Origin of the sequence: Pseudomonas sp. P9_31, assembly GCF_034008235.1 — a bacterium.
In the GTDB taxonomy this organism is placed as follows: Bacteria; Pseudomonadota; Gammaproteobacteria; order Pseudomonadales; family Pseudomonadaceae; genus Aquipseudomonas.
Window position 1 is genome coordinate 2,139,887 of sequence record NZ_CP125375.1, and the last position, 20,317, is coordinate 2,160,203.

Consider the following 20,317-nt stretch of genomic DNA (forward strand, 5'->3'; position numbering starts at 1 on the left):
ATCAGAGCTGTTTGCCGAGCAACGCGATGAAGCGGTCGACTTCAGCTTCGGTGTTGAGCAGCCCCGGCGCCGTGCGGATCACCGGACCCACGTCGCGCTCCACGGCATCGGCGATCACGCGGTTTTGCATCAACCAGGCGGCGATCTTGTCGCTGTCCTGACCCTTGACCCGAAAGAAGCTGAAACCGGACGACAGTTCGGGGCTCAGGGGCGTGACCAGTTCGATCTGCGGGTGCGCTTGCAGGCGTTTTTTCATATAGCTGTTCAGGGCATGGATACGCGCCTGAACATCGGCCTTGCCCAATTGCAAATGCAGCTTGAAGGCTTCGTTCAGCGCCCAGCGGTGCTCGAACGAGTGGTAGCCGCCCGGCGTCATGGTGGTGGAGAACGCCGTGGCTTCGGAGAAGGTCGGAATGATCGGCGTGACGTATTGGACCTCCTCACTGCGGCTGCACACGATGCCCGTGCCACGGGGGCCGAACAGCCATTTGTGGGTGCCGGCGATGAAGAAGTCGCAGTTCATCGTTGGAAAACTCAGGTCCTCGACACCAAAGCCGTGCACGCCGTCGACCAGGTAAATAATGCGGTCCTGCTCGGCGCGGTGGCGGTTGTGCTTGTCCACCAGCGCGCCGATTTGCGCGATCGGCAGTTTCACGCCGCTGCCAGAGTGCACCCAGGTCATGCCCAGTACGCGGGTTTCGGGTTTGATGTTCTGGTCGATCACGGCAAGGATCTCTGCTTTGGAGGCCGTCTGCGGGTCCTTGAACAACCTGATCTTGCGCACCCGAGTGCCGTCCCGTTGGGTGCGCAGATCGAGGATGGTGTGGGTCGCGTAATGCTCGTGGGCGGTGGTGAGGATTTCCTGATCCGGGCGCACATGAACGCCACCGTAAATCATCGCCAGGCCTTCGGTGGTGCTGCCGGTCAAGGCGATCTGTTTGGCATTGGCTTCCAGGTAACGACCGGCCCAGACGCGCACCTCTTCTTCGCGCGGCTCGATCACACCCAGGTCCCAGTCCATCGCCAGCCCGGGGTTCTTGTCGAGGGCGGCACGGTGCATCTCGATCGCTTCACGCACCGGTTTGGGGTGCGAGGTGATCAGGAAATTGGAGAAATGCAGGTAGTCCGGATCCTGGTCGAACAGCTGCCGCAGCTGCGCCCATTTGTCCCCAGGCTGCGAGGGCTGTGGCGTGGCGCTGGCGACGTTGTCCAGGCCGGCCGTCAAGGGCAGGCCGGCGGCGAGGATCCCGGCCTGTTTCAGAAAGGTGCGACGATCGCTCATGGTTTGCTCGTGCCTTGTTGTGAAATCAGCGCCGGCTTGGCGGCTTTCTGCACCTGATCCCAGACCCGCAGGAAGTTGCCGCCCCAGAGCTTGGCGATGTCCGCCTCGGAGTAGCCACGGGAGATCAGTTCCGCCGTGACATTGCGAATATCACCGACGTTTTCCCAGCCTTTGACGCCGCCCCCTTCGTTGAAGTCGGAGCTGATGCCGACATGGTCGATGCCGATTTTTCGCACTGTGTAATCGATGGCGTCACCGAGGTCCTTGAGGGTGGCTTTGGGTTCTTCTTCAAGAATCGCGTAGAGACGGCTGGCGTACTGGCCGAATTTTTTCTCCGGCCAGGCCGCGATGACCGGATCGCCCGGCATCAATGCCACGGCGAGGTTCGGCAGGGGCGGCAGGTCGAACTCTTTGCGCAATTCGTTGAGTTTGTTCTGGGTGGTCTGGGTCAGCGGGCGCAGGTATTGGGAGAAACCGACCACCTGCACCACGCCGCCGCTGTTCTTGATCAGCTGCATTTCCTTGTCGCTGAGATTGCGCGGGATATCGACCATTGCCCGTGGCGCCGAGTGCGAAGCGACCATGGGTGTACGGCTCAATTGCGCGACTTGTTCCAGGGCCTTGGTCGACATTTGCGACACGTCGATGATCACGCCCAGGTCGTTCAAGCGATGCACCGCTTGCTTGCCCAGGTCGGAGAGGCCGTCGAGGGCGTCTGGCGAATCGTTGAAAAACGGCAGGGGGCGCGAAGAGTCGGCCCAGTCGTTATTGCCGATGTAGCTGAAGCCGAACATGCGCATACCGCGTGCCGTCCACAGGTCCAGCAGGTTCAGGTCATGGCCCAGCGGGTAGGCATTGAGCATGCTGATGAAAATCGCGAACTTGCCTTCACCGTGCAAGCGACGGAAATCATCGGGGGTGTAGGCGATGGCGACCTGGTTGGGGAAGTCGCGGACCATGCCGGAAATAATCTTGTAGCGGATCTCTTGCTGGTTGCGTGCCTCTTCGACGAAACCGGCGGTGGGCCTGTGCGGCGCGTTGGCGCCATTCCACAGTTCCGGCCAGCCGAAAATCGTCAGGGCCGCGCCGGACAGCTGTCCACGGTTGGCCTTGACCAGGTCGAACTGGCCCTTGCCGTCCTTGTCGGCTTCGTTGCCTTGGGTGCCGAAGTTCTGCATCAGGCTGATGTGGCTGTCGAAGGAGAGCATGCGCTCGTGCAACTCGTCGGCCTGTCTCATGACCTTGATCGGGTAGCCGGGGGTGTCCTTGAATCCGTAATACCAGACCGCCAAGCCTGCGCCGGCGCTGATCGCCAAGGCCAGCGGCAGGCCGATGTAAAGAGCCTTTTTCGAACGTGGTTTTGTCATTGCCATCTCTGTCAGGTTCGCCGCCCCGGTGCAGGCGCAGGGGCCTTTGCTATCTGGGAGGAACGAGTGGCTGGCAGAAAAAATTAGGAGACAGCGAGATACCTTGTGGCGAGGGAGCTTGCTCCCGTTGGACTGCGAAGCAGTCCTGAAACCTGCAACCTCGTTCTGCCAGGCACACCGCATGCGCCGGATTTACGACTGCTTCGCAGCCGAGCGGGAGCTAGCTCCCTCGCCACAGGGGATTGTGTTTGGCACGCTTAAATTTCCCCGCGCAACAAACGTTCTAGCTTGGATAAAGCCTGCTTCATGGCTGACACAGGTAGGGCAATGACGATTTCTCGACGATGGTTCATGGCAGGCCTGGCGCTGACTGGCGCTGCCGTGCCTGCGGCTTATTATGGGCATCGCGAATGGACGAAACCCGACCCCACGATCACCCCTGGCGAAGCGACGGTCGACCTGGCGGACACCGCGGGTCAGCAGTTGGCCAACTCGCTGCGAGGGATCTGGGATATCCGCTTTGAAGGATCCCGGGCAGGTCTCGACGGTTTACCGCAGAGCGGGCTGGAGCTGTTTATCGACATCGCCCAGCGTGGCCGTGGCCTGCGTGGCTGCCTCGATACCGCGCAGCAGTTACGCAGCGAAGCCGAACCGCGTTACCGGGTGATCGGCGATCTGGTGTCGCCTGACGCCAGCCAGTTGTACTGGCGCCTGGTCGACACACAATCGGCCAACGGCGCGCCGGCCTATGAGCTGGCGGTCATGCTCGATGAGGTCTGGGCTGATTTCGGCAATGCCGGCAGTGGCACGCTCAGCGGGCGGATTCTGCGTCTGGATCACCCGCTCGGTTTGCCGGAACTGGACAATCGATTTGTCGCGCGCAAACGGCTGTTTCCCGAAGCCCGGGAGCGGGTCGGTCTGAATCCGCCGTTGCTGGCGTGGCTGATTTCCGCCGAACACCGCTTGTTCCATCAGCTCTGGCACGCCACGCGGGACAAATGGCACAAACTCTCCGAAGACCAGCGCGGTGCCTTGCGCGGTATCGGCTGGCAGCCGGGCCCGCGAGGCAATGAGCGCGATGCCCGGGGGCCGCGCAAGGACCGTAATGGTTCGGGGGTCGACTTTTTCTTCATGCACCGGCACATGCTCGGCACGGCGCGTTCGATGCAGGACCTGCCGTCCTGGTCGAGCTTTCCGATGCCGCAGCCGGAGCTTGAACGCGACCGTCAGGGCTTCGCCCGCTATTTCGACAATCACGATGGCACGGCGCTGCCGCCCACCTGGCTGGCCGCCGAAGACACCGAGTACACCCGGTGGGTCAGCGACATCAAGACCGCCGAGACCTACCACAGCAATTTTCAGGTCTGGGAGTCCCGTTATCGCGACCCGCGTTATCTGTCGAAGATGACCCTGGGGCAGTTCGGTTCAGAGGTCGAGCTGGGCCTGCACGACTGGCTGCACATGCGCTGGGCCTCGGTGCCACGCGATCCGTCCAACGGTCAGCCGGTGCCTTTCGCCCGGGATCCGGCGGACTTTTCCGCGCGTTGGTATGCGCCGGAAAACGACTTCCTCGGTGACCCGTTTTCATCCCACGTGAACCCTGTGTTCTGGCACTTTCACGGTTGGATCGACGATCGTCTGGAAGACTGGTTCCGCGCCCACGAACGTTTCCATCCGGGGGAGGTCAGTCGGCTTGAGGTCAATGGCGTGCGCTGGTTCGCGCCGGGGCGCTGGGTTGAAGTCGATGATCCGTGGCTTGGTCCGAGCACCCACGGCTGCAGCACCACGCCGGGATTGCAGGTCGGCAAGTCGGTGGAAATGGACCCGGAAACCATGAAGCTGGCGCTGCGCATCACCTTCGGCACTGATGAAAAGAAACTGGCGGATTTGTTCCGGCGGGTGCCGCAACGGCCGTGGTATGCGCGGAATCTGAAGGTCAAGCCGATTACCAGCTGAGACCGAGTCATCGTTCATTCGCGAGCAGGCTCGCTCCCACAGGTTATGTGTCGTGCCCAAATCATCCGGCAAACACAAACCCTTGTGGGAGCGAGCCTGCTCGCGATGGCGGGCTCACTGACGACGCAAATTACAGCGCCTGCCACCCCCCACCCAGCGCCTTGTACAACGCAATGCTCGCCTGCACCCTCGACAACCGCAGCTGCACATTCGAATCCTGCGCCGCGTACAGCGTGCGCTGGGTTTCCAGCACCGTCAGCAAATCCTCGGCCCCGGCCTGATAGCGGCTTTGCGCAATGTTGAACGCGGTCTGTGCCTGGTTCAGCTCTTCGCGTTGCCACTCCCGCTGCTCATCCAGGCCGCGAATGCTGTTGAGGGCTTTTTCGACGTCGGCAAAGCCATTGATGATCGCGCCCCGATAGGTTTCCAGCAGTTCTTGTTGACGGGCCGTGGCCTTGTCGCGCTCGGCGCCGAGGCGGCCGTTGTTGAAGATCGGCGCGACCAGCCCGGCGGTGAGGTTGTAGAAAGGGCTGCGCAGAATATCGTTGGCGGTGTTGGCGCCCGAGCCGATGCTGGCGCTCAGGGTCACGGCGGGCAGCATGGCGGCGCGAGCGACCGTGACGTTGGCCTGGGCGGCGGCCAGTTGCGCTTCGGCGCGGGCGATGTCCGGGCGGCGGCTGAGCAGTTCGCTGGGCAGCCCGGCACCGATGGCGGGCCACTGCAGTTGATCGAAGGACTCTTGGCCAGGCGGCAGTTGCTGCACCGGCCGGCCAAGCAGGGCGGCCAGGCTGATCCGTGCGTCCTGGGCTTGCTGGCGAATCAGCGGCAGTTGCCGTTGTTGCGCCGCCACCAGGCTTTTCTGTTGCGCCAGTTCCAGTGCGGTGGCCGAGCCTGAGTCGAAACGGGTCTGCACCAGTTTCAAAACGTTCTGTGCATTGGCCAGGTTCAGTTCGGCAATGCGACTTTGTTCACCCAGCGACAAGGCTTGCGCGTAGCTGTTGGCCACCCCGCTGAGCAAGGTCAATTCAACCGTGGCCTGATCGAACTCGCTGGCTCGCAGCCCATAGTGCGCGCTGTCCCGGGACGCGCGTTTGCCGCCCCAGAAGTCGAGTTCGTAACTGGCGCTGAAGTTGGCGTCAAAGTAGTCCACGGCTTTGTTGCTGCTATTGGCATCGAGTTGGCTGTAGCCGTTGCCGCGCAGCAGTTTCTGCCGGTTGGCGTTCATGCCGGCCTTGACCTCCGGCAGCTGCGAGCCGCCGGCAATCACCGTGTCGGCCTGGGCCTGGCGCACGCGAGCGATGGCGGCGGCCAGGTCATAGCTGCCGACGCGGGCCTGTTCGATCAAGCGATCAAGCTGCGGGCTGCCAAACTGCGTCCACCATTGCCGGCTCGTCCGGGAAGCACTTTCGCGGTGCGGCGATTGCCAGGCCAGCGGGGGTTGAATGCCGCTGTCCGGGCGCGGGGCAGGGTGGCCACACGCGCCGAGTAACAGGCAAAGGGTCAACAGGCTCAGTTGCGGTTTCATAGATCGATCATTCACTGGTAAGGGCCGTGACCGGGTCGAGCCGGGCAGCCTTGCGGGCCGGCATGAAGCCGAAGACAACGCCGGTGATCAGTGCGCAGGCGAAGGCACCGATGACGGCCGCCAGGGAAAAGGCGACCGCGACTTCGCTAAGCACCAATACACCGCCGACGATCAGCGCCAGGGCGATGCCGGCGATCCCGCCGACCACCGAGAGCATCACCGCTTCAGTGAGGAACTGGCGCAGGATGTCGCGCTGACGGGCACCGGTGGCCATGCGGATACCGATCTCCCGGGTCCGTTCGCGCACGGTCATGAGCATGATGTTCATCACGCCGATCCCGCCCACCAGCAGCGAAATCGCCGCAATCGAACCGAGCATCAGCGACAGGGTATTCTGCGTGCGCGCCTCGGCTTGAATCATCGCGGCATTGTTGGTGAGTTCGAAATCGTGTTTGCCGTTGTGCAGGCGCAGCATCAACTGTTCGATGGCCTTTTCGGTCTCTTTGACCTTGCGCGCATCGGCCGCGGCAATGGCCACGTATTCGGGGTTGTGGGTGCCGAACAGCCGGACACTGGCGGCCGAGTAGGGCACGGCGATCCGGTTGTCGCTGTCGGAGTCGCCGGAACTGGCGCCTTTTTCAGCGAGCACACCGACGACCTGAAAGGGCACGTTTTCGATCAGGATGTATTGGCCGATGGGGTTGGCGACATCCTTGAGCAATTTGCTGCGCACCTTGTGGCCGATCACCGCGACCGCGGCCGCGTTGCGTTCATCGGCCTCGGTGAAGTAGCTGCCCTCGACCACTGGCCAGTTGAAAATCGCCGGGAAATGGGTGTCGTTGCCGCCGACGTAGCTCAGGTGGTCGAGGTTGCCGAAACGTACCCCGGCTTCCGCTCCGTTGACCGGCATGATCCGCATGACCTGCGGCAGGCTGGCCAGCGCCGCGACGTCATCGAGGGTCACGATGCCCGGCGGGGTACGCGGGTTGGGGGCGGAGCCACTGAGGTAAATGATGTTCGAGCCGAAGGCGCCCATCTGCGCCATGACCTGACGCTTGCTGCCTTCACCGACGGCCAGCATCACCACCACCGAGGCCACGCCAATGATGATCCCCAGCAGTGTCAGGGCGGTGCGGAAGCGGTTGATCCACATCACCCGCCAGGCCGCGTGTACGGCATCCACCAGTTCGCCTTTCCAGGCACCGGTGGCTTCGCTGCCTTCGCTCAGCCGCTTGCGCAAATCCACCGCTTGCAGCGCACCGGGATTGGCCGAAGTCTGGGCGGCAGGGTTGTCGCGGGCGCTGTCGCTGATGATCAGGCCATCGCGAATTTCGATCACGCGTTTGGCCCGGGCCGCGACGTCGCGGTCGTGGGTGATGAGGATCACCACATGGCCTTGGCTCGCCAGTTCGTCGAGCAGTGCCATGACCTCGGCGCCGCTGTGGCTGTCGAGGGCGCCGGTGGGTTCGTCGGCGAGAATGATGTGGCCGCCGTTCATCAAGGCGCGAGCGATGGACACCCGTTGCTGCTGCCCGCCGGAGAGCTGGTGCGGACGGTTGCCGGTGCGCTCGGCCAGGCCCAGGCGGCCGAGCAGGGCGGCGGCGCGGGCGTGGCGTTCGGTCGCTGGGGTGCCAGCGTAGATCGCTGGCATCTCGACGTTTTCCTGGGCCGAGCCGGAGGGAATCAGGTGGTAACCCTGAAACACGAAACCGAACGCCTCACGGCGCAGCCAGGCCAGTTCATCGCTGTCGAGTCGGGCGACGTTTTCGCCGGCGAACAGATACTCGCCGGACGTTGGCCGGTCGAGGCAACCGAGGATGTTCATCAGCGTCGACTTGCCGGAGCCGGAAGCGCCGACGATCGCCACAAACTCCCCGGCGTGGATCGACAGGTCGATGCCGCGCAAGACGTGGACGTGCGGCGCGTCACCGCCACCATAGGATTTACGAATGTCCTGCAGGTCGATCAGGGGCGTTTGCATTCAACCTCCACTGCCGTCGACGGGGCCGATCAACAGGTGATCGCCTTCGTCCAGTCCGTCGAGGATCTGCACCTTCAGGCGATCGCTGATGCCGGTGCGCACCGTCCGTTGTTCGATGGCACCGTTTTGGGCGACCACCCGAGTCGTTTGACGGTCTGCCTGCGGGCCGCCCTGCAGCGCCGCGACCGGCGCGGTCAGGACGTTTTTGGCCTGGTGGGAGACGAAGAACACTTGGGTGGTCATTTCCGCCATCAGCGCGTTGTCGGTGTTGTCGACGTCCAGCAGCACCGTATACAGCACCACGCGACCGGTGCCGCTTTTATTGGAACTGGCCGGGCTGCCGCCGCCCTGGCTGGCCTGGTCCAGCGGTTTGGGTGGTATCGGCAAGATCTGCCGTACCGTGCTGCTCCAGCGCCGGTTGCCGCCGCTGAGTGTGGTGAACCAGGCGGTCATGCCGGGTTTGACGTGACCGATATCAGCCTCCGAGACCTCGGCCCAGACCGTCATGGGCGACAGTTTGGCGATGCGCAGGATCAGCGGCGTTTGTTGCTGGGCGTTGAGGGTCTGGCCTTCCCGGGCATCGAGGGCGACGACCGTTCCGCTCATCGGTGCGTAAATGCGCGTATAGCCGAGTTCGGCCTGATCGCTGCGCAGGTTGGCCTGGGCCTGGCGGATCTGCGCCTCGAACATGTCGATGCGGGCCTGGGTGGTGCGCAGTTCGGCCTGGGCCGTTTGCACATCTTCGTCCCGTGTGGCGCCGCCAGCGGCGAGGTGCTGTTGGCGTTGATATTTCTGCCGGGCCAGGTCGTGTTGTGCCCGTTGCTCCTGAAGCTGTGCCTTGAGGTTGTCGATGGAAAAGCGTCCGGCGTCGAGTTTGGCCTGTTGGGTGGACGGGTCTATTTCCACCAGCAACTGGCCTTCCTTGACCACGTCACCGACCTCCACATGGATCTTGTGAATCTGCCCCGAGGCCTGGGCACCGACATCGACATAACGTCGCGGTTGCAGGGTCCCCAACGCCGTGACGCTGCTTTCAATGTCGCCGCGAGCGACCTGGACCGTGGCGAACCGATCACGGCCGGGAGGCAGAAACTGCCAGGCCGCGACGGCGATAACGGGGATCAGACAAAGGGCTACAAGCAGGGCGCGTCGGGTGTGACGGGGACGTTTCATGCAGGGTTCCGGCCAATAGGATTCGGCCCGTCGCTCAGCCGATAGGCAACATCTGCCGACAGCTGGACGCTGTCGGAGGGCCGACAGACACGGGGAGCTGTCCTGTAAACGATGGAGGAGGCGCGGAATTTAAGCGTGGACGCATAGCGTGACAGGCAAGGGTTACAGGTATAGGACAGCACTATTTATCAGGCAAATGGAAACAGCGCTTTAAATCTATATGAGAATTACTATAAATTACACACTCGAAATCGCCAGCATCGTGCCACTGCCTACCTGGCGGTCGCGGATCTGGCTCAAGGATAGAAACCGCACCCTCTGCGGCCGGGAGTCATGTTGGAAAACTACTATCGCGAGCTGGTGTGTTTCCTGAACGCCAAGCTAGGCAACCGTCAGGTGGCCGAAGATGTGGTGCATGACGCTTATCTGCGGGTACTGGAGCGTTCCAGCGACACGCCGATCGAGCAACCCCGGGCGTTCCTTTATCGCACCGCGCTCAACCTGGTGATCGACGACCACCGCCGCAATGCCTTGCGTCAGGTCGAATCCCTGGACGTGCTCGACAGCGAAGAGCGCTACTTCATCCCCTCGCCCCACAACAGCCTCGATCACGGTCAGCGCCTGGACATGCTCCAGCGCGCGCTGGCGGAGTTGCCACGGCTGTGTCGCGAGAGTTTTCTGTTGCGCAAGATCGAAGGCTTGTCGCACCCGCAAATCGCCGAGCACCTGGGGATTTCCCGGGCGCTGGTGGAAAAGCACATCGTCAATGCCATGAAGCATTGCCGGGTGCGCATGCGCCAGTGGGATGCTCCTTAATCAGGCCGCGTTAAATTTTTTTTCATTGTCCTCGTTCCTATTCAACAGACGATCTGCTGCCGCACAAGGCCGGTCAGGTCACCCAGGCTTTATCCCCGCAGCTGCGGGGTTTATCCAGAGGACACTGGAAATGACACAGGCAATTGCATCGCCCATCGTTCACGACCTGATCGGCGTCGGTTTCGGCCCTTCGAACCTGGCCCTGGCCATCGCCCTGCAAGAGCGCGGGCCGAGCCAGGGCGAGCTGGATGTGCTGTTTCTCGACAAGCAGGCGGACTACCGCTGGCACGGCAACACCCTGGTCACCCAGAGCGAACTGCAGATTTCCTTTCTCAAGGATCTGGTGACGCTGCGTAACCCGACCAGCCCGTATTCCTTCGTCAACTACCTCAAGCACCACGGTCGTCTGGTGGACTTCATCAACCTTGGCACCTTCTATCCGTGCCGCATGGAGTACAACGACTACCTGCGTTGGGTCGCCGGGCAATTTACCGAGCAGAGCCGCTACGGCGAGGAAGTGCTGGCTATCGAGCCGGTGTTGCATAACCAGCAGGTCGAGGCACTGCGGGTGATTTCTCGCGATACCCAGGGTTTGCAGCAGGTGCGCACCACCCGTTCGGTGGTGGTCAGTGCTGGCGGTACACCGCGCATTCCCGAAGCGTTCAAGGCGCTCAAGGATGACGCTCGGGTGTTCCACCACTCCCAGTACCTGGAGCGCATGGCCAGGCAGCCATGCGTGAACAACCAACCGATGAGCATCGCGATCATCGGCGGCGGGCAGAGCGCGGCGGAAGCCTTCATCGACCTCAACGACAGCTTCCCGTCGGTGCAGGTGGATATGATCCTGCGTGGCTCGGCCCTGAAGCCGGCCGATGACAGCCCCTTCGTCAACGAAGTGTTCTCGCCGGAGTTCACCGACCTGGTGTTCCAGCAGGCCAGCAGTGAACGCGAGCGTCTGGTCAACGAGTACCACAACACCAACTATTCGGTGGTGGACATCGACCTGATCGAACGCATCTACGGGATCTTCTACCGGCAGAAAGTCTCGGGCATCGCGCGCCATGCGTTCCGTACCCTGACCACCGTTGAAAAAGCCACCGCCACCGAGCGCGGTATCGAGCTGGCGGTGCGCAACAATGCTACCGGTGAAATCACGGTTCGCCATTACGACGCTGTGGTGCTGGCCACCGGTTACGAGCGCCAGATGCACCGCAAACTGCTGGCGCCTCTGGAACAGTACCTGGGCGATTTCGAGGTCGATCGCAACTACAAGCTGATCACTGACGAGCGTTGCAAGGCCGGCATCTACATGCAGGGCTTCTGCCAGGCCAGCCACGGCTTGAGCGACACCTTGCTGTCGATCCTGCCGATCCGTGCCGATGAAATTGCCGGCTCTCTGTATGACCATGGCAAATCCCGTGGGCATGGCCGGTCGGTGAGGGATTTGTTGTTGGCGACTGCCAGCTGACATTTGTTGCGACAGTAAGGCCGCCATCGCGAGCAGGCTCGCTCCCACATTTGATCGTTGTCTTACACAAACTCTGTGTTCACTGAAGATCCACTGTGGGAGCGAGCCTGCTCGCGAAGGGGCCCGAAAGAGTCCCACAAATCTTGAATCCTGAACACTTCCTGAAGAACCCCGCGATTCCCCCATCACACGCCAGTGCAGCGTTTACTCGGCAGAACCCCCGGCGTAAGCTTCGCGCGTTTTCATCAATAGCGGAGACCCACAGTGGGTACTTGTTCGAGTGACAGTTGTCGGCCGGTCTCGGTAACCGGCATTTTCCCGGCAAGATAACGCGCAGCCTTTTGTGCCGTTATCTCGCCGGAAAGCGAGTAGCGGCATCCCGATCGTGGCCGGTTTTCGGCCCGACTCCCGACGTCCCTCTCATCGACGCTCAACCGCGTGTGATGTTCGACTCCGTGTCGTCATCGCAGCACCTCGACACGCCTGCTCGACGGTTTCCCGGCTGACCCTGGGGGGCACTGCCATGAACCTTACCTTGCTCAAAGAATTCTTCGCCGGATTCCTGCGTACCCGCCATATCGGCAGGCACTTCCGCCGGTTGGCGTTGCTGGAAAGCTTCACTGACACCACGGTCAGTCGTGAAGTCCCGCCGACGCTTGCGCAAACCCTGGTCGTCGCCGCCAACAGCGACACCGGCCAATTGCTGGACGCCCTCGGCAGCCACCCTGACGGCCTGAGTGAACCCGAGGCCGATGCGCTGCGCGAACAATACGGCCTCAATGAAGTCGAGCACGAGCAACCGCTGCCGTGGTGGACGCACCTGTGGCACTGCTACAAAAATCCGTTCAACCTGCTGCTGACCTTGCTGGCGGTCATCTCCTGGCTGACCGAAGACCTGAAAGCCGCCATCGTGATTTTCTCGATGGTGGTGCTCTCGACCTTGCTGCGTTTCTGGCAGGAAACCAAATCCAACCAGGCCGCCGACGCCCTCAAGGCGATGGTCAGCAACACCGCCACGGTGATGCGTCGGGAGCTGGCGGACAACGGTGCGCGACGCCTCGAACTGCCGATCAAACAACTGGTGCCGGGCGACCTGATCGTGCTCTCGGCCGGTGACATGATTCCCGCCGATTGCCGGGTACTCAACGCCAAGGACCTGTTCGTCAGCCAGGCTGCGATGACCGGTGAATCGATGCCGGTGGAGAAATTTCCCCGCCAGCAGGACAACGACACCCACAACCCGCTGGACCTCGACAACATTCTGTTCATGGGCACCAACGTGGTGTCCGGCACAGCGATGGCGCTGATTCTCACCACTGGCAACAACACCTATTTCGGTGCGCTGGCGCAACGGGTCGGTGCCACCGATCGCGCGCCGACCTCGTTCCAGACCGGGGTCAACAAAGTCAGCTGGTTGCTGATCCGCTTCATGTTCGTCATGGCGCCGCTGGTGCTGTTCATCAACGGCTTCACCAAGGGTGACTGGACCGAAGCGTTGCTGTTCGCGCTGTCGATCGCCGTGGGCCTGACCCCGGAAATGCTGCCGATGATTGTCACCTCGACCCTGGCCAAGGGCGCGGTGTTCCTGTCGCGCAAAAAAGTCATCGTCAAACGCCTCGACGCGATCCAGAACTTCGGCGCCATGGACGTGCTGTGCACCGACAAGACTGGCACGCTGACCCAGGACAAAATCTTCCTCGCGCGCAACGTCGATGTCTGGGGCAATGACTCCGATGACGTGCTGGAAATGGCCTACCTCAACAGCTATTACCAGACCGGCCTGAAAAACCTGCTGGACGTGGCGGTGCTGGAGCACGTGGAAATCCACCGTGAGCTGAAAGTCGGCACGGCGTTTCGCAAGGTCGACGAGATTCCATTTGATTTCACCCGTCGGCGCATGTCGGTGGTGGTGGCCGAGCGTGACCAGCCGCACCTGCTGATCTGCAAAGGCGCGGTGGAAGAAGTGCTGGCGGTGTGCACCCGAGTGCGCCACGGCGATGCCGACGAGGCGCTGAGCGATGAATTGCTGGCGCGGATTCGTCAGGTCACTGCCACCTTCAATGCCGAAGGTCTGCGTGTCGTTGCCGTTGCAGCGCGGCCGATGATCGCGGGGCGCGACACTTACAGCCTGGCCGATGAACAGGCACTGACGTTGATCGGCTACGTGGCTTTCCTCGACCCACCGAAGGAAAGCACCGCGCCAGCGCTCAAGGCCTTGGCCGCCCACGGTGTGGCAGTGAAAGTGCTGACCGGCGACAACGAACTGGTGACCGCGAAAATCTGCCGCGAAGTCGGGCTGGAGCAGCAAGGCCTGCTGATGGGCAACGACATCGAACGCATGAGCGACGCCGAACTGGCGGTGGCGGTGGAGACCACCAACGTCTTCGCCAAACTCACGCCGTCGCACAAGGAACGCATCGTCCGTCTGCTCAAGGGTAACGGCCATGTGGTCGGCTTCATGGGCGACGGCATCAACGATGCACCGGCGTTGCGCACTGCTGACATCGGTATTTCGGTGGACAGCGCGGTGGACATCGCCAAGGAAGCGGCGGATATCATCCTTCTGGAAAAGAGCCTGATGGTGCTGGAGGAGGGCGTGCTGGAAGGGCGACGGACCTTCGCCAACATGCTCAAGTACATCAAAATGACCGCCAGCTCGAACTTCGGCAACGTGTTCTCGGTGCTGGTGGCCAGTGCGTTCATCCCGTTTCTGCCAATGCTGCCGATGCACCTGCTGGTGCAGAACCTGCTCTACGACATTTCGCAGATTGCCATCCCGTTCGATAACGTCGATGAAGAAATGCTGAAACAACCACAACGCTGGCAGCCGGCGGACGTCGGGCGCTTCATGCTGTTTTTCGGCCCGATCAGTTCGATCTTCGACATCAGCACCTTTGCCTTGATGTGGTACGTGTTCGATGCCAATACCCCGGACCACCAGACCCTGTTCCAGTCCGGCTGGTTCGTGGTCGGGCTGCTGACCCAGACGCTGATCGTGCACATGATCCGCACGCCGAAGGTCCCGTTCCTGCAAAGCCGCGCTGCCATGCCGTTGCTGGTGATGACCGGCGTGATCATGGCCGTGGGCATCTTCCTGCCGATGGGGCCGCTGGCGCATTACTTCAAACTGCAGGCGTTGCCGTCACTGTATTTCGTGTTCCTGCCGGTGATTCTGCTGGCGTACATGGCGCTGACCCAAGCGGTGAAAGGGTTCTACATCCGGCGGTTTGGTTGGCAGTAATGCTGCCAAACGCAGGAGCTGCCGAAGGCTGCGATCTCTTGATCTTGCTTTAATAAAAATCAAAAGATCGCAGGCTGCGCCAGCTCCTACACAGGCTGTGATCTTTTGATCGTCAAGTCGAACAGAGGCACTCATTTTTTAGGAAAAGTCCTACAGAAAGCACGACAAGTCTTCCGTAGCCTTGCCCCACCACGAATCTGTCACCCTTCAGGGGCCCCACTTTGCCGAACAAAGCCTTGCGTATCCTGATCGCCGACGAGCAGCATCTTCACCGGATGAAAACCGAGCGGTTGTTCAACCAGCTCGGTTATTACCGGGTGGCTCCGGTGCAAAGCCTTGTGGAAATGCTGACCCTGGTCGAATACGGTTGCGAACCGTTCGATCTGGTGCTCATCAATGCCTCGTTGGCGGGTGGGGCGCTGGACCTGTTCGGGTTCTTCCTCGATAACCGTCAGGTTCATCACGCCTTGATCTACGATGGCCGACGGGCACAGTTGCCGCCGGTTTCTACCGTCGCCGGTTTTCCACAGAAGGTTCAGCAGAGGGTTCAGGTAAGCCACGCAGCGCAGCCGGATCTTGCGTCCATTCAACGGCTGATGGCGCTCATCGATTCGCCTGTATGTGAAGCCGCACCGTCCCCGGATCACGAGTGGAATCGACAACGGATCGGTTGATTCCGGGGCTACCGTTCGTCTGAACTGTCATTTCTGACAGGTATATTCTTCCTGCCTCCCATGCCACAGTCGTTGGGTAGCCGTTGCGTCCGGTCCGTCGTTATCCGGAGCGTATTCGTGCGCAATCGTCGAGTCTTTGCACAGGGAGTTGTCATGAAGTCAGTGCTGATTGTGGACGATCATCCGGTGGTACGCGCCGCAGTCAAAATCGTACTGGAGAAGGAGGGTTTCAAACGAATTTACGAGGCCTCCAGCGGTAGCGAGGTGTTGTCGATGCTCCGTGAGCATTCACCCGATCTGGTGGTGCTGGATCTGGTCATGCCCGAAGGTGACGGGCTGGATGTGCTGGAGCGGATCAAGGCCAGTGACTTGCCGTGCCTGGTGCTGGTGTTCACGTCGCTGGACCCGCAGTTTTTTCAGGATCGTTGCATGCGCGCCGGGGCCATGGCGTATGTCGCCAAGAGCAACGTCCTGAGTCAATTGCAAAAAGCCGTGCATGCGGTCATGACCGGCTACACCTTTTTCGCCCGACTGCCTTCGGGATCGCAAGACCCCCTGCAATACAGCGAAAAACAGATGGTCGACAAACTCTCCAACCGTGAGCTGACCATCCTGCGGGATTTGGCCCTGGGCATGCCCAACAAGACAATCGCCGAGCATCGGCATTTGAGTGTCAAGACCGTCAGTACCTACAAACACCGATTGATCGAAAAACTGGGGCTGAGCGCAGCGGTGCACCTGCGGGATTTCGCCAAGCGCAATCATCTGATCTGAGTGAGCCCGACCGTGCGCATCTTTCTGATGGCCTTGATGCTGTGCCTTGTGATTCAGGTTCCGCCGGCGCTGGCCGACGAACCGCAGCGGTTGTATCTGCTGGGGCGCTCCACAGTGGAGGGTTTTGAGGTCAAGCTGGATGAAAAGGACTGGCAATGGCTACGCGATAAACGGGTCCTGCGCCTCGGGGTGACGGGGCCGGACTATCCTCCGTTCGAGGTGACGCGCCACCGCGATGAGCTGGAGGGCATCACGGCCGATTACGCCGAGCTGCTGGGGCAACTGCTGCACGTCAAGATCGACGTGCTGCGCTATGCCACTCGTGAAGCCGCCATGGATGCCCTCAAACGCCATGAGCTGGATCTGCTCGGAACATCGAACAACTTCGAGGCGGCCGACCCCGCGCTGACTCGGTCTCGAGCCTATGCCGAAGATCAGCCGATGCTGGTCACCCGAGTGGACGAGCGAATGCCCGTCGACCTGGCCGGTAAACGTATCGCCATGGTCGAAGACTATCTGCCGGCCCAGACGGTCAAGACCTTCTATCCCGACGCGACCTTGCAGCGCTATCCCTCGGCACTCGATGCGCTCGGCGCGGTGGCATTCGGGCCAGACGATGTGTACCTGGGGGACTTTATCAGTGCCAATTACCTGATCAACAACAACTACCTTAATAATGTTCATCTGACGGGGCCTTCCGGTCTGGATGCCAATCCGTTCGGCTTCGCTTTGGCGGCGGATAACCCGCGTCTCAAAGGCATCATCGACAGGGCTCTGGCGGCGATTCCCATGGACCAGCGCTCGGTCATCACGTTGCGCTGGAGTGCTGGCAGGGCCAGTACGGCGGGGCAGCAACAGGTGCGTCTGAGCGCCAGTGAACAACGCTGGCTGGACCGGCATCCGACGGTCACTGTCGGCGCGATCGACGACTTTGCCCCGCTGACGTTCTACGATGCCCAGGGCCGGCTCAGCGGGTTGACCGCGCAGTTGCTGACGCTGATCAGCCAGCGCAGCGGGTTGACCTTTGAGGTGCAACGCGGCCACTCGCTGGACCGGCAAATCGAGCAACTCCAGGACGGTGAGATCGACCTGTTGCCCGTGGTCACGCCCAGTGTCGAACGTGAAGAAACGTTGCTCTTTACCCGTGCCTACCTCAGCAATCCGTTTGTGCTGGTCAGTGCAACGACCCAGGGTAGCCCCAGGATGCTGGATGATCTGGCTGGTAAGCGCCTGGCGATTTATCGCGGTCATCCGTTGTTCGGGTTCATCCAGGCCCAGGCGCCGCAGGTGCGCCTGGTCGAGGTGCAAAGCCCGGCCGAGGGCATGGAATGGGTGATCGAGGGGCAGGCTGACGCGACGCTCAGTTCATTGATCGTCGCCCGTTACCTGATCGCCCGGCAGTATCGCGAGCGTCTGCGCGTCAGCAGCACCGTAGGCGATCAACCCGCCCACATCGCCTTGGCCACCGCCCGCGATGCGCTGGAGTTGCACTCGATTCTGAACAAGGCATTGCTGAGCATTTCGCCTCAGGAAATGGACGATCTGGTGACGCGCTGGAGCCACGATGTGGTGGTGGATGACAGCTATTGGCTGCGTCATCGCCAGGGCATTCTTCAGGCGTTTGCCGTGGCTGGCGTCTTGCTGTTGCTCGCCCTGGGCTGGATCGCCTGGCAGCGTCGGCAGATCCGCCAGCGCCAGCAATGGTTGCAGCAATTGCAGGACGCCAAGGATCTGGCGGACGATGCCAACCGTGCCAAAACGACCTTTCTGGCGACCATGAGTCATGAGATACGCACGCCGATGAGCGCCCTGATCGGCATGCTCGAACTGGCGCTGAAGCGTGCGGATGAGGGGGTCACCGACCGTTGCGCCATTGAGGTGGCGTCCAGTGCCGCACAACAATTACTGGCGCTGATCGGCGACATTCTGGATATCGCGCGTATCGAGTCCGGGCATTTATCCCTGATCCCTGAACGGGCCAATCTGCGGGCGCTGGTGGCGTCGGTGTGTCGGGTTTTCGAAGGCCTTGCACGGCAGAACGAGCTGGCGTGGCGAATCGATCTGGACGAACACAGCGACTGCGAGGTGTTGATCGATCCCACACGCTTTAAGCAGGTGCTGTCCAATCTGCTGAGCAACGCCATCAAATTCACCCGAGAGGGCGAGGTGAGCCTGACACTGCGGGTGGCGCCCGTTGCGTCGGGGCAGCTGGCGGTCAACGTGCGTATTGAAGACACCGGCATTGGCATCAGTGCTGTCGACCGGCAACGGCTGTTCAGCCCGTTCATCCAGGCTGATAACGGCCGACAGTCAGCTCGAAGCGGTTCTGGCCTGGGGTTGGTGATCAGCCGCACCCTGTGCGAAATGATGGGTGGCCGCTTGCAACTCGACAGCGTCCTCGGACAAGGCACGCAGGTTGATATCAACCTTGAGCTGATCGCGTTGCAACCGTTGCCTTCCAGTGTGGGGGGCAATATCGGGTTGCAGGCGCCGACGCGGCCACTGACGATTCTGGTGGTTGACGATCACCCGGCCAATCGATTGTTGCTTTCACGGCAGCTGAGCCACCTGGGGCATCGTGTTCTGGAGGCTGAAGAGGGCGCGCGGGGGCTTGAGCTATGGCGCGAACATGGCTTCGATCTGGTCGTCACCGACTGCAATATGCCGATGCTCAGTGGTTATGAGCTGGCCGGTGCCATACGCGATGAAGAGCGTGCCCAACGTTTGCCGCCGACGCTGATTCTGGGGTTTACCGCCAATGCGCAGCCCGAGGAGAAGCTGCGCTGTCTGGAGGCGGGCATGGACGACTGCCTGTTCAAACCCATCCTGCTAGCGGATTTGAACGCTTGGCTGGCGTCCAGGTTTGCCAGTCAGGTGCCAGAACCTATTGAGGAACCCTCAACGCCGGAAATGGACCTCAGTGGCTTGGAGCAATACGTCGGTGCGGACCGTACGTTGATTGATTGTCTGGTGCGCGAACTGACGGTGACCAACCGGGTGGATCGGGATGATCTGCTCCAGGCGCACGCCAGTGGCAATCGCCCAGGCCTGCAAGAACTGGCGCACCGCATCAAGGGCGGTGCGCGCATGGTTCGGGCGCAGCGCTTGATCGAGCATTGCGAGCAACTGGAGCGTGTCATCGACGTGGGGGATTCGGCTCTGCTCGACGAAGCTGTCGATCGATTGCAGCTCGCGATGTCAGCGCTGGATAAGCACTTGAGCCAGGGTTGAAACTCAATCCCACTGCGGCGCAATACCCTTGGGGCTGGTCAGCCGCAGGCCGCGATCCAGGCCCGCGATCAGCGCCATGTCGGCGTCGCTCAGGGTCAGGGTGCAGGCGTGCAAATTGCTTTGCAGGTTGGCGTGTTTGGTGGAAGAGGGGATCACCGCGTACCCCAGTTGCATGGCCCAGGCCAGGGTGACCTGGGCCGGTGTTGCCTGAAGGCGATCGGCGATCTGCAAAATGACCGGATCCTTCAGCACTTCGCCGTAGGCCAGGGTCATGTAAGAGGTGATCTGGATGCCCTGGCGTTGAGCGAATTCGACGACCTTGCGGTTTTGCAGGTACGGGTGCAGCTCGATCTGGTTGGTGGCGATGTTCTCGGCGCCAATCGCGGCAATGGCTTGCTGCATCAGGTCGACCGTGAAGTTGGACACGCCGATCTGCCGGGTCAGGCCCAGTCGTTTGGCTTCGAGCAGCGCGTTCATGAATTCTTCGACCGGCACCTGATCTTCCGGCGACGGCCAGTGGATCAGCGTCAGGTCCAGGTAATCGATTTGCAGTTTGTTCAGGCTCTCTTTGAGGCTGTCGATCAACCGGTCTTTGGCAAAGTTGGCGACCCAGATTTTGCTGGTAATGAACAACGCTTCACGGGCAATGCCGCTGGCGGCGATGGCCTGGCCGACTTCGGCTTCGTTTTCGTAGATTTGCGCGGTGTCGACGACCCGGTAGCCCAGTTCAAGACCGGTGCTCACCGAATCGATGACCACCTGGCCTTGCAGGCGAAACGTACCAAGACCGAATGCAGGGATAGACATCAATGACTCCAGGGGTTGCAGT

Annotated in this window: 13 protein-coding genes; 7 read left to right on the forward strand and 6 right to left on the reverse strand. The window is 61.4% G+C overall.

From position 1 onward, the window contains the following. Window position 1: 1 nt before the first annotated feature. Both QMK51_RS09610 and pvdM read right to left on the reverse strand, forming a co-directional pair. Window positions 2-1,282, reverse strand: a complete 1,281-nt coding sequence (locus tag QMK51_RS09610; RefSeq protein ID WP_320393866.1) for an aminotransferase class V-fold PLP-dependent enzyme — start codon at window positions 1,280-1,282, stop codon at window positions 2-4. Further along, window positions 1,279-2,649 carry a pyoverdine-tailoring dipeptidase-like protein PvdM gene (gene pvdM, locus QMK51_RS09615; RefSeq protein WP_320393867.1) on the reverse strand — a complete coding sequence of 457 codons (1,371 nt, stop codon included), beginning with the start codon at window positions 2,647-2,649 and terminating at the stop codon, window positions 1,279-1,281. The genes QMK51_RS09610 and pvdM overlap by 4 nt, the downstream gene beginning before the upstream one ends. A gap of 327 nt (window positions 2,650-2,976) precedes the next feature. Here pvdM and QMK51_RS09620 point away from each other — a divergent pair, with 327 nt between their 5' ends. Next, a complete protein-coding gene (locus tag QMK51_RS09620) occupies window positions 2,977-4,605 on the forward strand; it encodes a PvdJ/PvdD/PvdP-like protein (protein WP_320393868.1) in 1,629 nt (542 codons plus the stop codon). Between the two features lie 130 nt (window positions 4,606-4,735). Here QMK51_RS09620 and QMK51_RS09625 read toward each other — a convergent pair whose 3' ends face one another. The 3 genes from QMK51_RS09625 to QMK51_RS09635 are packed head-to-tail and all read right to left on the reverse strand — an operon-like array spanning window position 4,736 to window position 9,284. After that, window positions 4,736-6,130 carry an efflux transporter outer membrane subunit gene (locus tag QMK51_RS09625; protein ID WP_320393869.1) on the reverse strand — a complete coding sequence of 465 codons (1,395 nt, stop codon included), beginning with the start codon at window positions 6,128-6,130 and terminating at the stop codon, window positions 4,736-4,738. A gap of 7 nt (window positions 6,131-6,137) precedes the next feature. Beyond that, entirely contained in the window at window positions 6,138-8,111 is a 1,974-nt protein-coding gene (locus QMK51_RS09630) for a MacB family efflux pump subunit (RefSeq protein ID WP_320393870.1), read from the reverse strand. Continuing rightward, the gene (locus QMK51_RS09635; protein ID WP_258699900.1) at window positions 8,112-9,284 is read right to left on the reverse strand and encodes an efflux RND transporter periplasmic adaptor subunit; all 1,173 of its coding nucleotides are present in this window, start codon (window positions 9,282-9,284) and stop codon (window positions 8,112-8,114) included. Window positions 9,285-9,617: 333 nt separating this feature from the next. On the opposite strand from QMK51_RS09635, the gene QMK51_RS09640 reads away from it, so the two are divergent. The 6 genes from QMK51_RS09640 to QMK51_RS09665 all read left to right on the forward strand — a co-directional run bounded on the left by QMK51_RS09640 (window position 9,618) and on the right by QMK51_RS09665 (window position 19,488). Beyond that, window positions 9,618-10,100 carry a sigma-70 family RNA polymerase sigma factor gene (locus QMK51_RS09640; protein ID WP_309475868.1) on the forward strand — a complete coding sequence of 161 codons (483 nt, stop codon included), beginning with the start codon at window positions 9,618-9,620 and terminating at the stop codon, window positions 10,098-10,100. Window positions 10,101-10,230: 130 nt separating this feature from the next. Next, window positions 10,231-11,568 carry a lysine N(6)-hydroxylase/L-ornithine N(5)-oxygenase family protein gene (locus tag QMK51_RS09645; protein WP_320393871.1) on the forward strand — a complete coding sequence of 446 codons (1,338 nt, stop codon included), beginning with the start codon at window positions 10,231-10,233 and terminating at the stop codon, window positions 11,566-11,568. A gap of 523 nt (window positions 11,569-12,091) precedes the next feature. Continuing rightward, window positions 12,092-14,809 carry a magnesium-translocating P-type ATPase gene (gene mgtA / locus QMK51_RS09650; protein WP_320393872.1) on the forward strand — a complete coding sequence of 906 codons (2,718 nt, stop codon included), beginning with the start codon at window positions 12,092-12,094 and terminating at the stop codon, window positions 14,807-14,809. A 221-nt stretch (window positions 14,810-15,030) separates the two neighbouring features. After that, the gene (locus QMK51_RS09655; protein WP_320393873.1) at window positions 15,031-15,483 is read left to right on the forward strand and encodes a response regulator; all 453 of its coding nucleotides are present in this window, start codon (window positions 15,031-15,033) and stop codon (window positions 15,481-15,483) included. Between the two features lie 153 nt (window positions 15,484-15,636). Next, window positions 15,637-16,257 carry a response regulator transcription factor gene (locus QMK51_RS09660; protein WP_258699904.1) on the forward strand — a complete coding sequence of 207 codons (621 nt, stop codon included), beginning with the start codon at window positions 15,637-15,639 and terminating at the stop codon, window positions 16,255-16,257. Next, window positions 16,258-19,488, forward strand: a complete 3,231-nt coding sequence (locus QMK51_RS09665; RefSeq protein WP_320393874.1) for a transporter substrate-binding domain-containing protein — start codon at window positions 16,258-16,260, stop codon at window positions 19,486-19,488. Between the two features lie 3 nt (window positions 19,489-19,491). Here QMK51_RS09665 and dkgB read toward each other — a convergent pair whose 3' ends face one another. After that, window positions 19,492-20,295 carry a 2,5-didehydrogluconate reductase DkgB gene (gene dkgB / locus QMK51_RS09670; RefSeq protein ID WP_320393875.1) on the reverse strand — a complete coding sequence of 268 codons (804 nt, stop codon included), beginning with the start codon at window positions 20,293-20,295 and terminating at the stop codon, window positions 19,492-19,494. Window positions 20,296-20,317: the final 22 nt, after the last annotated feature.

Coding starts and splice junctions, on each gene's coding strand:
- QMK51_RS09610 (WP_320393866.1), bottom strand. CDS start 1,282: ATGAGCGATCGTCGCACCTTTCTGAAACAGGCCGGGATCCTCGCCGCC.
- QMK51_RS09645 (WP_320393871.1), top strand. CDS start 10,231: ATGACACAGGCAATTGCATCGCCCATCGTTCACGACCTGATCGGCGTC.
- QMK51_RS09630 (WP_320393870.1), bottom strand. CDS start 8,111: ATGCAAACGCCCCTGATCGACCTGCAGGACATTCGTAAATCCTATGGT.
- QMK51_RS09635 (WP_258699900.1), bottom strand. CDS start 9,284: ATGAAACGTCCCCGTCACACCCGACGCGCCCTGCTTGTAGCCCTTTGT.
- QMK51_RS09625 (WP_320393869.1), bottom strand. CDS start 6,130: ATGAAACCGCAACTGAGCCTGTTGACCCTTTGCCTGTTACTCGGCGCG.
- mgtA (WP_320393872.1), top strand. CDS start 12,092: ATGAACCTTACCTTGCTCAAAGAATTCTTCGCCGGATTCCTGCGTACC.
- QMK51_RS09640 (WP_309475868.1), top strand. CDS start 9,618: ATGTTGGAAAACTACTATCGCGAGCTGGTGTGTTTCCTGAACGCCAAG.
- pvdM (WP_320393867.1), bottom strand. CDS start 2,649: ATGACAAAACCACGTTCGAAAAAGGCTCTTTACATCGGCCTGCCGCTG.
- dkgB (WP_320393875.1), bottom strand. CDS start 20,295: ATGTCTATCCCTGCATTCGGTCTTGGTACGTTTCGCCTGCAAGGCCAG.
- QMK51_RS09660 (WP_258699904.1), top strand. CDS start 15,637: ATGAAGTCAGTGCTGATTGTGGACGATCATCCGGTGGTACGCGCCGCA.
- QMK51_RS09620 (WP_320393868.1), top strand. CDS start 2,977: ATGACGATTTCTCGACGATGGTTCATGGCAGGCCTGGCGCTGACTGGC.